We start from the raw sequence: 12,750 nt of genomic DNA, 5'->3' as shown, positions 1-12,750 counted from the left end.
CATGATGCTGTCGCACAGCGCGCGCGCATTGACCATGAAGGTTTTGGCGGGTGCGCTTCTGTCGGGTGCTATCGGATACGCCCAGGTTGCCGAGCGCCCGCGTGATGCCGCCTCCGCTTCGCGCAGGCCCGACCTCCGCAAATCAGACACCACTGGTGTGGGGCGCTGGCTCGTCATCGTCAACCATCACGTGACGATGGGGGAACTGACGGCCGCGGCCGAAGATGTCTCCACGGCCGCCCTTGATGGCACATGTGCGCCCTCGGATGTCGTGCTGACGAATGTCACGACGGGGATCGTGGTGGATGACAAAGGGCATGTGCTGACCCAACTCGTCAACGTACCGCCCGGCCCCGGCAATCCAACCATTGTGGTCCAGACCCAGGACCGCCAGGAGTTTCAGGCCCGGTTCATTGGCCGGGACGGGGCAACGGGGTTGTGTGTCTTGCAGGTTCCGGGGCTACAGGTTGCGCCGCCAACCATGCATGCCCTGGCCGCGCCGGAGCGCAAACTGTCCGTCCGGGACACGCGCGCCTCAACCAAGCCCCTTACGGTACGCATCATGCTGCCGATGTTTCAGCCGCCGGCCGCGCACGCGGCACCCGGGCGGGCGGAGGAGTCAGCTTCGCGCCTGGTGTGGGATGAGGTGGTGACGGATTGGGTCGTGGACCCATCGCTGGCCCTGCCGGTTGAAGCCAACTGTGGCATCGCCGTTGACAGCCAGAACCGGCTGGTGGCGATTGTGCAGCCGAAGGGTAAGTCCCTGCGCATGTTGCCTGTTACAGATGTCAAGCGGGTGATGCACCGCATCATTTCCGCCGGGAAGAGTGTCCCCCACGGCTGGCTCGGCATTGAAGGAAAAACCCTGGCGACGTTTCCAGCCGAAGAACGCGCGCGCTTCGGGGCTTCTGCCGCCCAAGGGGTGGTGGTCACGGCCGTTGTGCCGGGAAGTCCGGCCGAGGAAGCCGGTCTGTCCCCCGGCGATCTCATCCTGACCGCCAATGACCAACCGCTGGAGTCCAGGCGTGAACTCAATGAAGTCGTTGTCAGTCACGCCGCCGGAGAGACCCTCAAGCTGTTGGTGGAGCGCGACGGTCAGCAGCAGGTGTGCGAGGTCACACTTGGTTCGCCGGAAGATATGCCGACGCCCAGAGCGCCGGCCGCCGAACACCTGGCCATCGGGCTGGTGACATCCGACCTGACCACCCAACTGGCACAGTTCTTTGGTGTGGCGGGCGGTCTGTTGGTGACGCATGTTCTGGCCGACAGCCCGGCCGCCGCGGCCGGGCTGCGTTCGGGCGATGTGATTGTCCGGGTGGAGGGCCAGCCGGTCCGGCGCGGCCGCGACCTCTCGGCAGTGATACTTCAGTCCCTGAGTCAGCAGGGTGAAGCGCCGGTAACAGTGGAAATCATCCGGGAGCGGCAAGCGCAGCAGTTGCTCCTGACCCTGCCGCTGCCCCCGCCGAAGCTGTAGTTGCAGAGGGCCGCCCGTTCCCGTTGGGTAGTCCGTTGACCGTCCAGGCCCGGGCTTCCCGGAGCAGGCGTCCGATGAGCGCCGAATGCAGTCCGTGCCCGGAGCGTTCGGCGATGATGCGTCCCCGCAGTGACAGCCCCAGCAGGGCGAAGTCACCAATGATGTCCAGCACCTTGTGACGAGCAAATTCATCCGGGAATCGCAGCGGCTTCGGGCTGAGGATGGAATCGGCATCGAGGACGATGGCGTTTTCGAGCGTTGCCCCGCGCACCAGCCCGTGCCGGCGCAGTGCCTCGGCCTCGGCGAGAAAGCCAAAGGTGCGCGCCGGGGCAATCTCCTGCCGGTACGTCACCGGGGTCACTTCGCAGGCAAAGGTTTGACGCCCAATGCACGGGTGGTCGAAGTCAATCGTACTCTCGATGAAGAAACGGTCACTCGGCTCGATGGCCAGCCGGCGGTTGCCTTCGACCACTTCGATGCGCTGCTCGACCTGTAAGACCTGCCGGGGACTTTCCAGCGTGAGGATTCCAGCTTCAGCAATGGCCTCGACGAAGTGGCGCGCGCTTCCGTCCAGAATGGGCACTTCGCAGTTCGTGACATCGAGGATGGCGTTGTCTATGCCGCAGCCGTAGAGCGCCGAAAGAACATGCTCGACGGTTGAAACCATCACGCCGGCGCGCATCAACGTCGTGGCATAGCTGACGTGCGTGACATGGTGGGGGACGGCCGCCACTTCAAAACCGTTCAAATCCGTGCGGCGGAAAACGTAACCGGTGTCTGCCGGGGCCGGACACAGCGTGAGTTCAACTTCCTGTCCCGTATGAAGTCCAATGCCGCGAAGGGAGACTGCGCGGCGCAGCGTCGTTTGGTAGGTCATGGAAACGAAAGATCAGGCCGTCATCAGGATGAAACCAAAGGAATGATGCCAACCCAAAGCTATGGAGCAGTTTCCGTGCCACGCACCAGACAGGTGGGGTGGGGTGTCCAGGTATCTGAAAACAAAAGGTCTTATGCCGACTGGTTGGCTGTTTCGCGCCGGTCAGTGGCTGCCCCGGCGTGGCCGGTTGGCCGCAAAAGCGGCGCTGTAGTGTGAACGATTGTCCACATCACCCACGGTGGCCATTGGGGAGGGGATGCCAGGTGCCCTGCCAGTCAAACCATTCGAGCGCCACGAACCGCTTTTTGTAGTCGTAGTGGGAGGGTTCGTGGTAGGCATAGCCGGGGTAATAGAACTTGTCTCCCCGTGCCTGCGAGTAGGCAATTTCGAGCAGCATCGTGAAAATGCCCAGGCTGCGTCTGGCATAGTCCGGGTCGAAAATGCCATAGACGCTGGAACTGGACTGTTTGCCCAGGTCCAGGAAGCTTTTGGCGACGAGCCGTTCTCCGTCATAGACCGCAACTTCCTCGTTGCGGCAGGGCACCGACGCCGGTTCCGGCGACAGGAACGAGTAGATGGAGTCCGGGATATTGTGCGTGAAACGCTGTTTGTGGCGCTCGAAGAGCAAAAGCGTCGCCGTGTCAATGACTGTGGGCTGAATGACCACCCGCAGGTCCCGGTTGCGGCGGCGGATGCGGCGTTGGCTCTCAGAAAGGGCAAAGTCGGACAGTCTGATCCGCAGGGGGAGGACGTGCCGTACGCCCTCGTCCGTCAGGTTGATCCAGTAGCGGTAAAAGTACGTCCCAAAGTGACGCCAGCCGTTGGCCCACAGGACGTCCAACTGTCGCGGCGAGACATGGGAGGTTTCAAAGTACTGTCCATGAGCCATAGTCCAGTTGGAAACCGGAAGGCGTCAGCCGTGATCTGCGTGCACGTGGCGCAGCCTACTTGCGCTTGAAAACCCGTTTGATGTCCGGCGTGAACTCATTGATGAGATTGGCAATGAAGTTGAAGCCGAGCGCCAGGTTGCCAAACCGCACGCCGTCCCCACGTACCGTGTAACGACTTGGATACCAGGCGATTTGCGCAAACGCGCCGCCGTAGTCGGCGACCAGGTTGGCGATGGCGGGCCGGACCTTGCCATCGTCGTTGTAGGTGACGAAGACAAAGGCCAGGGCGTGCCCGGTTCGTCTCAGGAAACCCTTCTTGGCGCTCCGAACATAGCGTGGCTCATGTTTGATGAGTGCCGCCAGGCCCGACTGGATGCTGTTGGTGATGATGTTGTTGCCAAACTCCGAAGCCAGCCGCCGACTGTAGCCTTTGATGCCGCCACCCCATTCTGGCGGAGAGTTGCCGATCTGTGCGCCCAGCGCGGGGCCGGCCGCCCCGAACACCGCCGCCGGACTCCAGTAGGTTGCCCGGAAGTAATACTCCCACCGCTCTTTTCCGGTGAGGGGATGGTAGTCGTCTTCAGAAACCGTACCCTTGCCAGAGGCAAAATTGACACCGGTGCGGTCCTTGCCCCCGGCATCTTTGGTTGGGTCTGCGGGTTGGAGCGGGTCCCCGGCTCCCTGATCGGTTGGGCTGGCCGTTCCACCGGACTGATCCGGGTCAGGAACGAAAGGCACGATGTCCGTGGTGCGGACAGGCACATATTGCCCCTGGGACGGAGTGGTGGCCAGGGCGAAAAAACCGGCCAGGCAGACCATGCAGGACAGTCTCCACCAATGACCACGTCGAAGCTTGAACTGAAGCATGAAAAATGGCTCGCTGGGATGAATACAGGCTGGGGTGATACCTGCGCATTGTGCTGAATTGCGCATCAGGATACAAACCCGGTCTTGCTGTGCGCCGTACCCTAGCCAACATCCGGCCTTGGGGGCGGCATCCGATGATGCACCACAGGCATTTTCCGAAAGAAGGCTTCGTTTTTGGGAAAGGTAATTGGCTGCCATGGTGAGCATGAACGTTGACGGGCACGGTGAACATCGGCGCTGCCCCCGGCTTCTGTGTGGGGTGTGGACGGGCATCCTGCTGCTGGTTGGCTGGTCATGGGTTACGGACGTGTCGGGCGCTGCACAGCAGCGGCCACGGGTCGTCGGGCCGGGGGAATCCCCGGCCGGCAACGGGCGTGTGGTTGTGCCGCCAGCGGCCCGCCACAAATTCGTCGTTGGGGAAAAACTCGTGTACGGCGTACGGGTCACGGTGCCCAGCCTGGGCCTGCGCGATGCCCCAGTGGCGCGTTTCTCGACGGAAGTCGTGGAGCAGGGGATGTTCCACGGGCGGGAGGGGTTGCGGCTGCTTGTGCGCGCTGAAACCATCGGGTTTGTCAAGGCAACGTTGTTTGATCTCGACGACCGCTTTGTAACCTATCTCGATCCAGTGACGCGGCTGCCCTACCGCGCCGAAGCTGATCTCAAGGAAGGGGGGCGGGTTGAGCGGACGGTGACGGTTTTTGACCAGTCCGGGCGAACGGCGCAGGTCAACGGCAGCCGTTCGGTCAAGCTGAATGGCGACACCTACGACCTGGCGGGCCTGCTCTGGACGACGCGCAACCTTGATTTCGAGGGGCCGGCGACCGTCAGGCTGTCGGCCCTGAACGAACGCAACGGCACGCTCGTGACGGTTGAGATTGAGCGCCTTGGACGTGAGACCCTGGAGGTTGACGGGCAGACTGTCCCGGTCGTACAGCTTGCGCTGCGCCCACTCGACGCCAACGGGAAGCCCTCCGATGAACGCAGAATCCGACTGTGGATTACGGATGATGCCTATCGCTATGCCGTACGGATCACGGGCGGCAATGAGATCGGCGAGTTCAAGGCCGAGTTGTCACGGTTTCCCAGCCGGAGCGACACGTTGGAAGCCCTGCCTTCCGGGAAGTGAGTGCTCTGTGACTGTTGCTGGTGTGGCCCGTCAGTGCCGACAGACAGTGCAGGTGTGTGTAAGGCGGTGATTGGTCAGATTGGCGCCGGCCACGAAGAGCGCTCCCGTGACCATGCCGGAGGTTTCCAGCGAGGAGCCTTCATCGAGCAGGAACTTTGTGCCAAGGATGAGTCCGAAGCCCAGCAGGAACAGGGCCAGTGGCTGTAACCGGCGATGTTTCCGATGGTAGCTGGGCAGCAGCGTGAGCAGACCAATTGCGCCCGTAAAGCCAATCAGAGACCATTCAAGCCATGGGGACGTGAGCAGGCTCAGCCCCAGAATCGGGAGTACACCGACGAGCAGCGGCATGGCCAGGCAGTGAACGGCACAGATGAGTGAGGCCGTCGCTCCGACCCAGTTGAGCCGGTCCATCCAGGAAGGTGTGTCGGTTAGTGGGGTGTGCGGCTCGGTCATGGCGCATCCAATCAAGGAAAATTATTGTTTGAATCGTGGGAGCAACCATACCGGCCTGCCGATGCACCTGGCAAGCGTCAGCGCCGTGGGCGTTTCCGTCAGGGAAAATTTTTGCCAGCCCGTCATGCGGTGAACGTTGACGGAAAGAGGCTGAGTCCTTATCCTAAGCGACTTGCTTTGAGCCAGCGTTTTACGAAGGAGACACATCAAGCCACATGCCGAACAAGGCTTCCGCCATCAAACGGGTCCGCCAGACCGAGCGGCGCAACGCCGTCAATCGTCGCAACCGCAGCCGCTTGCGTACCTTTATCAAAAAACTTCGCGCTGCCCTGAGAAAACCAACGGCTGAAGACCTCGCGCTGGTCGAACCGAAGAAGCTTTCGGGCGTCAAGCGGAAGACGGCGACGGGGCTTCAGAAAGTGTATCTGGATGCCATCTCGGTCATTGATAAGTCGGTGCAGAAAGGCATCATTCACCGCAACACGGCGGCCCGGTACAAATCCCGCCTCTGGCATCGGATCACAACCGTACTGAACCAGCACAAAGCCGGCGGTACGGCCTCGTCAACGCCCAGTGCCTGATGTTTCATGCCAACCCGCAGTGCACAAGGTTGGCTTCGGTGGGCAACAGGCTGGCTGGTCTGCTGGTTGACTTCTGCTGGTTGACTTGGGTTCTGTTGGCTGCGTCGTCTGTTCTTGGCTACGCCCAGTCGCCGGGCTTTGACGCCGATCTGGCGTTGGCCGCCCGTTATGCGCCGGTTTTCTACCAGGGGCTGGGTCAGACGCCGCGTTTCGACTACATCACCAACTTTGATTTCGATGGTGACTGGCGCGGCGACAACAACTGGCAGAATGCTGACGACCCACGCTTTCCGCTGGCGGCGTGGGTCTATTTTTCGGTTTGCGAAACGGCGACCCACTACTTCATCCACTATGCCGTCTTTCATCCCCGCGACTGGAAGGGGGGTAACCGCCGGGGCGTGGTGATGAGTGATCTCATGCGTCTGGGGGCGCGCTACGGGCGGAAGTACGACCCCACCGGCGTGGTGGATGATCTGGTGCTGGCCCACGAAAACGACCTCGAAGGCTGTCTCGTCGTCGTGGCCAAGTCCCGGGCCGGACGGGCGGGGGAGCAGGTGGTCTTTGTGGAGTCGCTGGCCCACAACAAGTTTCTCCGTTACACCCCCGGTACCGGGCAGTCCTCGAACTCAATCCGCCTCGAAGGGCAGCGGCCCTTGCTGTTTATCGAGCCACGCGGGCATGGCATCGAGGCGTACCGGGGCAGCCAGCGCCAGCTTCGCGCCGCAGTCAAAGGCGTCGTGCGCTATGAGTACACAGGACAGGCGGATGTTCCCGGTGATGGTGAACCACCGCGCCGGCTGGGTTATGCCCTCGTGCCGCTGGAGACCACGCTGTGGGCGCGTGCGCAGGATGGACGCAACGAAACCTACGGCGAGCAGTTCAACTACGGCACACGCCATATCACCGTGGCCGGAAAGCGTCGGGCGATCTGGTTGGGCGTGTTGGGTTCGGCGTTCCTGGGCGTCAACGGCGGCCGCAACATGGCCCGTCCCCCCTGGGGATGGTTTGACCGCAATGAGCGACAGCGCCCACTCGGTGAGTGGTACTTCGACCCGGCGGCCACCATCAAGCGCCATTTTCAGTTGGGGAACAACTTCCCGACGAGCTACACCGCCCACCCGCTCCTGCGCGCCGGCCGCCGCGCCCAACGGTGATGGACGGAAGTCGTTGACCGGCGCTGGCCACCACTGCGAAACAGGGTCGTCAGCGTTCAGGAAGCGTCTGCGGTTTCAGCCTGGTTTTGGTTGGGGAGCAGCCAGTGGCCGGCGGGCGTCAGAAACTCGACGCCGGCGAGGAAACGCCCTTCTTCCTCCTCATCGGGGCGAATGTTGCGGATGACAGCTTCAATCGCCTCCTGGGCGTCGCCCCGGGTGCCAAACAGGTGAATGTGTTCGCCCGCCATAAACTCCGTAGCCACACGCAGCCGCGCACCCACCAGACTCGTGACTTCGACCACGGCCAGTTCCGCCCAGAGTGTGCGCCGGGGATCATTGGCGACGAGGATCACCGGATGCGAGACCGGAAAGCGCGGCGCCCGTCGCTTTCCGTTCGGATCGGGATCGGGTTCGATGACCGGCAGAGGGGCTTTGGGCTTGCGTGAAAACGCCACTTCCTCGATGGCTTTGCGCAGCAGTTTGACCCGGCTTCGTTCCAGCCGCTGGGCTTCAAGGACATCCCACAGAAGCAGGTGCACATTGGGATCAGGCGTGTTGTTCCATAACGCGGCATAGATGTGCATCAGGGCTTCTTCATAGTTGCCCTGCTGAAAGGCCTGCCGTGCCAAGTCAAGGTTTGTCGCGGATGTGCTCTGAGCCAGATTGTTTGAAGTGGTCATCGCTCCATCAACTGCCAGGATGGTGTTACGTTCGGCGACCTGGCTTCTATGTAGAAGACGTTGTGCTGCGGGTCTGGACGATGCAAGTCAACCCCCCAAGCCTGACCGTGCGGGTGTGGTGATTGTGCACCGTCCGGCCTACTGAGAAAAGGCCAAGCTGGTTGCCAACCGAAGATTGGCATAGGCTTCTGCTGAGGCCGAGTCCAGTTTGAGGGCTTCAGCAAAGGCCCGCCGGGCCGTCGGGTAGTCACCCTGTTCGCCAGCCACACTCCCCAGGTTCATCCAGCCATCGGCCAGGTTGGGGTCGAGGACAACGGCCTGCTCCAGGGCCCTCCGCGCGTCATCCAGTTGATGGAGGCGGAGCAGGGTTGTGCCATATCCGGCCCAGGCCTGTGCCAGAAGGGGATCACGGCGCAGGGCGTCTTCGTAAATACGGCGGGCTTCCGGGTACTGACCGCCCCGGTAGAAACTGGCGGCCGTTCCGGCCAGAACCTCGGCGGAAGGCACATACTGCCGTTTCCCGGCTTCGTACCACTGGAGGGCTTCTGCCGTGCGCCCCTGTCGGGCCAGCAGGTTGGCGAGGGCATAGTAGGCTTGCCAGCCAAGGGGATTACCGGCGATAGCCGCCCGGAACAATGCCTCGGCTTCTGCCAGCCGTCCCTGGCGCAGGTAGAGCTGTCCCAAGGCCGTACGCGGGGCCGCACGGTGAGCACCAATCGCAATGGCGTGCTGAAGCGCCGCTTCCGCCGCCGCCAGGTCACCAGCCTCTTCATGGACTTTGGCCATGGCCAGCCAGCCTTTGGGGTTGCCGGGGGCATCCCGTACCAGCGCCCGACCGTAGGCTTCATTGTCTGTCCAGTCGGGGTTGCGGGTGATGGTTCGCCAGGACATCAGTCCCAGAATGATGACGCAAAGCCCGACGGCCGCGTAGCGTCCACCCCGTGACTGCCGGTAGAGCGTTGCCAATCCAAGCCCACCGAGAAGACAGATGGAAACCGATGGCACATAGAGGACCCGTTCGGCAATGACGATACCCGTTGGGACAACGATGTTGGAGACCAGCGACACCGAGACAAAAAACATCAGGATGGCAAACGCGACGAGCGGTTGCCGCCGCCAGGCCCGGAGACCAACCCCGATGACCGCTGCCACCAACAGCAGTGACGCCGCCACGCGGGGGGTGAGCGTCGAAACTTTCGGGAAGAAGCTGAAGTCGTAGAAAGCACAGAGCCTGTAGGGAAACACCAGCAGGCGGAAGTATTCCACCATGCCCTGCGCCATGGTCAGAAAGCGGGTGTGCCACGGATCGCCGTGAAAGAAGGTTTGGTCGCCGTGGACGCCGAACTGCCCGTTGACGAGGCGGCGGATGAGGATGTAGCTCGCCGCGACGACCAGATACCCTGTGGCATCGAGTGCCGCGCGTTGCCACTCCTGCCGGGTGCGCAGGCGTCCGGCGCACAGTTCGGCCAAGCCGATGACGCCGATGAGGGTCAGGGCGCTTTCCTTGGCGTACATCCCACCGGCAAAGGCGGCCCAGGCCAGCCAGCGCCAGTGCCGTCCTTCGCCGATGCGCAGGTAGGCATGCCAGCTTAGAAAACCAAATCCGGCCGCCAGCAACTCGGTGCGCCCCACCACCTGTGTGACGGCTTCGACGTGCACCGGATGGGCGGCAAACAGCAGCGCCGTAAACAGGGCGAGCTGGCTCCAGCGGGTGTAGGCGTAAACCAGACCATACAGCAGGCAACAGTTGAAGGCGTGGAGCACCAGGTTGACGAAGTGATAACCAAGGGGGTGAAATCCGTGAACGGCGTAGTTGAGCGCCAGGCTGATGTTGACCACCGGCCGGTAGGTGGCCAGTTCTTCATAACCCGTTCCCCAGTAGGGCTGGGCAAATGCGCGGTAGATGTGTAGCAAATCACGAAGGGTGCGGTTGAATGTGACATACACATCATCCTGCGCAAACCCGCAGTTGAGGCTGTTGGCATAGCCAATCGTGACCACCAGGGCGATGACGAGGCAGGCGGTACGTCGCGCCAGCCCCGGTGTGGCGGTTGGCAACGTGGCTGACGGGGTTTCCAATCCGGGAGAAAGCGGTATTCCGGCATCCCGTATCTGATGGCTTTCGGACATGCGTCCCACACCTGATACACCCAAGGCTTCTGACCAAATTGCCATCATGGCATATTTGTCGGGATTTGTCCTGACGACGCTCGTCTTTCTGGTCAGCTTCTGGTATCGCCCGCCGGATGTGCCGACGGTGGTGCTCTGCACGCTGAAGTCCACCACCGGAATTGACTGTCCGACCTGTGGTTTGACCCGTGCCTTCTGTGCCTTGGCCAAGGGGGAGTGGCAGCGCGCCCTGCGTTTTCATCCGCTCTCGCCGGCCGTGTTTGCCCTCTTTGGCTGGTGGTGGCTGCGTTCCCTGCTGCACCTGCTGGGAAAGGGAGACTGGGTGAACCGGGTGGAGACCTGGTTCCCACCGCTGTTGACGGTGCTGGTCGTGGTGACGGGGATGCTCGTCAGTTGGTTGTTCAAGCTGTGGTTCCAGTAGGGGCCGGATTCCGGGTTGAACTTGTGGCCGTGGGCGTGTAACCTGCGGTTCCTCAAGGTTTGGGAATCCTTTTCTGAGGAAGTTTTCAACACCTTCCCGGACGTGGCATTCGTTTCAGCCAGGTTGACTTCTTCCCGACCATCTTCTGAGGATTCGCCATGCGCGACGCTTCTGTTCCCCACGGCGCGTCGGCCGTGCCGCCGGCTTTGCTGGCCGGTTTGACGATGCGCCTGCCATTGGATGTGACTTCGGACCCTGCCCCGCGTGAAGCCTCCCAGAATGATCCCTTTCTGGGACGGACACTGGATGGCAAATACCGCATCGAGCAGCGGATTGGCCGCGGCGGGTCCGGTACGGTCTATCGGGCGCGTCACCTGCTCATCCACCGCACCGTTGCCGTCAAGGTGCTGTCCCTGGACCTGGTTTCGGATGACGATGCGCTGGCCCGCTTCCGCCGCGAGGCCGCCATGGCCGGACGCCTCAAGCACTTCAACATCGTTTCTGTGACGGACTTTGGCCTTACGCCGGATGGCGTGGCCTACCTCGTTATGGATTTCATCGAGGGCAGGAGCCTGCGCCGTATTCTCAATGCGCAGGGAACGCTGGCGCCGGAAAAGCTCGTCGGCTGGCTGAAACCGATCTGCTCGGCCGTCCATGCCGCCCACCGCAAGGGGATCATTCACCGTGACCTCAAGCCGGACAATGTGATGATTGAAGTCGTGGATGGCGAGGAAATCCCGCGCGTCCTCGACTTCGGGATTGCCAAACTCATGGATGCCGTCGCCGTCGGCACGGACTTCACGACCGAAACCGGCAGTGTCATGGGCACGCCCCACTACATGTCGCCGGAGCAGTGTGAAGGCAAGCCGCTCGATGCCCGTTCCGACATCTACAGTCTGGGGACGCTGGTCTATGAACTGTTGACCGGCAATGTGCCCTTTCCGGGCAAGGTCACAACCACCGTCATGATGCAGCAGGTGACTGCCGCGCCGCGTCCGCTCCGTGACCTGCGCCCGGATTTGCCGGAAGCCGTCGAACTCTGCGTCATGCGTGCCTTGAGCAAAAATCCGGCAGCCCGGCATGCGACGGCGCTCGACTTTGCCCTTGAGTTTGAGGCCGCGCTGTCCTCTCCCGCGCCATGTCTGCACACGGAGGAACCGGCATCGAATCCGGCCCTGGATTTTCGCGCCCAGCTTCGCCAGGCCGCGGCGGTCGCGCCACCGGTGCTTCTCCCGCGGGGAGGGAGACCTCCGTCCGAAGAATTGCCCGCCACGCCGGTTGTGCCGTTGCCGGTGCACGACCGTGGGGAAGCCCACAGCGGCCCTGAGTCCATGCGGGCGGCCGAGGCGCGTTCATCCACGGAAAAGCTTTCGGCTCCAGCGCCTTCTGCCCCGGCACCGCCGCCGCCACCGGAGGTGGCTTCTATTCGGCCCGAGGCGGTTGCGCCGGTTGCCGGAACGGTTGACCGGGCACCCGAGCCGTCACTCCCCGCTATGGAAAGTGCAGCCGCGGCGGCGGCTGCCCCGGCCCGTGCGTCAAAGGGCGTTGCTCTGAAAGCCGCCCCGGAGCCGGTGCGTTCCTCCAGTCCCACGTTTGAGTCGCAACCGGTGTGGGCCATCCGTCGGACCGCAGCCTGGCCGTGGATGAAAACGGGAATGCTGCTGGTCGGTTTGGTGGTGCTGACCTACGCCCTGGCGATGTATCTCCTCTATCGCCAGGCAAACTTCCGCCTGGGGGCAGAACTGGCGGCGCTGGCCCGGGATCGGCAGCAGCCTCTGGCCACCCTGCGCGAACGGACAGCAGCCCGGCTTGCCGCCCGGAAGCTGGAGGTGGAAAGTGTCCGTGTCCGGCTGGACCCCCCCAATCAGCAGGTCATGCTGCACGTCCGCTACCGGCGCACCTGGCTTGGGTGGTTGCCGCTGCGCTTTGAGGCCGAAGGGCAGGCGCAGCCGGTTGCCATGACGCTTGACACCCTGGCTGGCATCACTCCGTCCCAGGCGGAAGTCGTGAATGTGTCGCCACGTGAGATAGAGCGGTACCGTAGCGAGCGGCAATCTGGCGGGTCGCTGGGCCGGTGAAAAGGGTATTGACAAATTC

12 protein-coding genes are annotated in these 12,750 nt (G+C 62.6%); 6 read left to right on the top strand and 6 right to left on the bottom strand.

The window, feature by feature from the left end; all coding sequences use genetic code 11:
* Position 1 precedes the first annotated feature (1 nt).
* On the top strand, positions 2-1,474 hold the full coding sequence (locus J8C05_RS09450) for a PDZ domain-containing protein (RefSeq protein WP_211421958.1): 1,473 nt from the start codon (positions 2-4) through the stop codon (positions 1,472-1,474).
* On the opposite strand, the gene lpxC is transcribed toward J8C05_RS09450, so the two are convergent.
* From lpxC to J8C05_RS09435, 3 genes are all read right to left on the bottom strand, one after another.
* Positions 1,410-2,351, bottom strand: a complete 942-nt coding sequence (lpxC, locus tag J8C05_RS09445; RefSeq protein WP_211421957.1) for a UDP-3-O-acyl-N-acetylglucosamine deacetylase — start codon at positions 2,349-2,351, stop codon at positions 1,410-1,412. The two genes, J8C05_RS09450 and lpxC, sit on opposite strands and share 65 nt — an antisense overlap.
* Positions 2,352-2,580: 229 nt before the next feature.
* The gene (locus tag J8C05_RS09440) at positions 2,581-3,240 is read right to left on the bottom strand and encodes an arginine-tRNA-protein transferase (protein ID WP_211421956.1); all 660 of its coding nucleotides are present in this window, start codon (positions 3,238-3,240) and stop codon (positions 2,581-2,583) included.
* A 55-nt stretch (positions 3,241-3,295) separates the two neighbouring features.
* Positions 3,296-4,060, bottom strand: coding sequence for a hypothetical protein (locus J8C05_RS09435; RefSeq protein ID WP_211421955.1), 765 nt, complete (start codon positions 4,058-4,060; stop codon positions 3,296-3,298).
* Positions 4,061-4,304: 244 nt separating this feature from the next.
* Between J8C05_RS09435 and J8C05_RS09430 the strand changes: the two genes are divergently transcribed.
* On the top strand, positions 4,305-5,234 hold the full coding sequence (locus J8C05_RS09430) for a DUF3108 domain-containing protein (RefSeq protein ID WP_211421954.1): 930 nt from the start codon (positions 4,305-4,307) through the stop codon (positions 5,232-5,234).
* Positions 5,235-5,264: 30 nt separating this feature from the next.
* On the opposite strand, the gene J8C05_RS09425 is transcribed toward J8C05_RS09430, so the two are convergent.
* Positions 5,265-5,687: a MerC domain-containing protein gene (locus tag J8C05_RS09425; RefSeq protein ID WP_211421953.1), complete on the bottom strand. Its 423-nt coding sequence runs from the start codon at positions 5,685-5,687 to the stop codon at positions 5,265-5,267.
* Positions 5,688-5,902: 215 nt separating this feature from the next.
* Here J8C05_RS09425 and rpsT point away from each other — a divergent pair, with 215 nt between their 5' ends.
* Together rpsT and J8C05_RS09415 are read left to right on the top strand one after the other, a co-directional pair.
* Positions 5,903-6,268: a 30S ribosomal protein S20 gene (gene rpsT, locus J8C05_RS09420; RefSeq protein WP_211421952.1), complete on the top strand. Its 366-nt coding sequence runs from the start codon at positions 5,903-5,905 to the stop codon at positions 6,266-6,268.
* A gap of 38 nt (positions 6,269-6,306) precedes the next feature.
* Positions 6,307-7,422, top strand: a complete 1,116-nt coding sequence (locus tag J8C05_RS09415) for a hypothetical protein (protein ID WP_211421951.1) — start codon at positions 6,307-6,309, stop codon at positions 7,420-7,422.
* 56 nt (positions 7,423-7,478) lie between these two features.
* On the opposite strand, the gene J8C05_RS09410 is transcribed toward J8C05_RS09415, so the two are convergent.
* Both J8C05_RS09410 and J8C05_RS09405 read right to left on the bottom strand, forming a co-directional pair.
* On the bottom strand, positions 7,479-8,102 hold the full coding sequence (locus J8C05_RS09410; protein WP_211421950.1) for a PilZ domain-containing protein: 624 nt from the start codon (positions 8,100-8,102) through the stop codon (positions 7,479-7,481).
* A gap of 138 nt (positions 8,103-8,240) precedes the next feature.
* On the bottom strand, positions 8,241-10,232 hold the full coding sequence (locus J8C05_RS09405; RefSeq protein ID WP_211421949.1) for a tetratricopeptide repeat protein: 1,992 nt from the start codon (positions 10,230-10,232) through the stop codon (positions 8,241-8,243).
* Here J8C05_RS09405 and J8C05_RS09400 point away from each other — a divergent pair.
* Both J8C05_RS09400 and J8C05_RS09395 read left to right on the top strand, forming a co-directional pair.
* Complete coding sequence (locus J8C05_RS09400; protein WP_211421948.1) at positions 10,231-10,653, top strand: DUF2752 domain-containing protein; 423 nt, start codon at positions 10,231-10,233, stop codon at positions 10,651-10,653. The genes J8C05_RS09405 and J8C05_RS09400 overlap by 2 nt on opposite strands.
* A gap of 158 nt (positions 10,654-10,811) precedes the next feature.
* Positions 10,812-12,731: a serine/threonine-protein kinase gene (locus tag J8C05_RS09395; RefSeq protein WP_211421947.1), complete on the top strand. Its 1,920-nt coding sequence runs from the start codon at positions 10,812-10,814 to the stop codon at positions 12,729-12,731.
* The last annotated feature ends 19 nt before the right edge of the window (positions 12,732-12,750 follow it).

It is taken from the genome of Chloracidobacterium sp. N (assembly GCF_018304765.1).
GTDB classification, from domain to species: domain Bacteria; phylum Acidobacteriota; class Blastocatellia; order Chloracidobacteriales; family Chloracidobacteriaceae; genus Chloracidobacterium; species Chloracidobacterium aggregatum.
This window is presented reverse-complemented; position numbering and strand designations above follow the sequence as displayed.

Bases quoted from the DNA above. Each gene is read 5' to 3' on its own strand.
- J8C05_RS09450 (WP_211421958.1), top strand. From the start codon at position 2: ATGATGCTGTCGCACAGCGCGCGCGCATTGACCATGAAGGTTTTGGCG.
- lpxC (WP_211421957.1), bottom strand. From the start codon at position 2,351: ATGACCTACCAAACGACGCTGCGCCGCGCAGTCTCCCTTCGCGGCATT.
- J8C05_RS09440 (WP_211421956.1), bottom strand. From the start codon at position 3,240: ATGGCTCATGGACAGTACTTTGAAACCTCCCATGTCTCGCCGCGACAG.
- J8C05_RS09435 (WP_211421955.1), bottom strand. From the start codon at position 4,060: ATGGTCTGCCTGGCCGGTTTTTTCGCCCTGGCCACCACTCCGTCCCAG.
- J8C05_RS09430 (WP_211421954.1), top strand. From the start codon at position 4,305: ATGGTGAGCATGAACGTTGACGGGCACGGTGAACATCGGCGCTGCCCC.
- J8C05_RS09425 (WP_211421953.1), bottom strand. From the start codon at position 5,687: ATGACCGAGCCGCACACCCCACTAACCGACACACCTTCCTGGATGGAC.
- rpsT (WP_211421952.1), top strand. From the start codon at position 5,903: ATGCCGAACAAGGCTTCCGCCATCAAACGGGTCCGCCAGACCGAGCGG.
- J8C05_RS09410 (WP_211421950.1), bottom strand. From the start codon at position 8,102: ATGACCACTTCAAACAATCTGGCTCAGAGCACATCCGCGACAAACCTT.
- J8C05_RS09400 (WP_211421948.1), top strand. From the start codon at position 10,231: ATGCGTCCCACACCTGATACACCCAAGGCTTCTGACCAAATTGCCATC.
- J8C05_RS09405 (WP_211421949.1), bottom strand. From the start codon at position 10,232: ATGTCCGAAAGCCATCAGATACGGGATGCCGGAATACCGCTTTCTCCC.
- J8C05_RS09395 (WP_211421947.1), top strand. From the start codon at position 10,812: ATGCGCGACGCTTCTGTTCCCCACGGCGCGTCGGCCGTGCCGCCGGCT.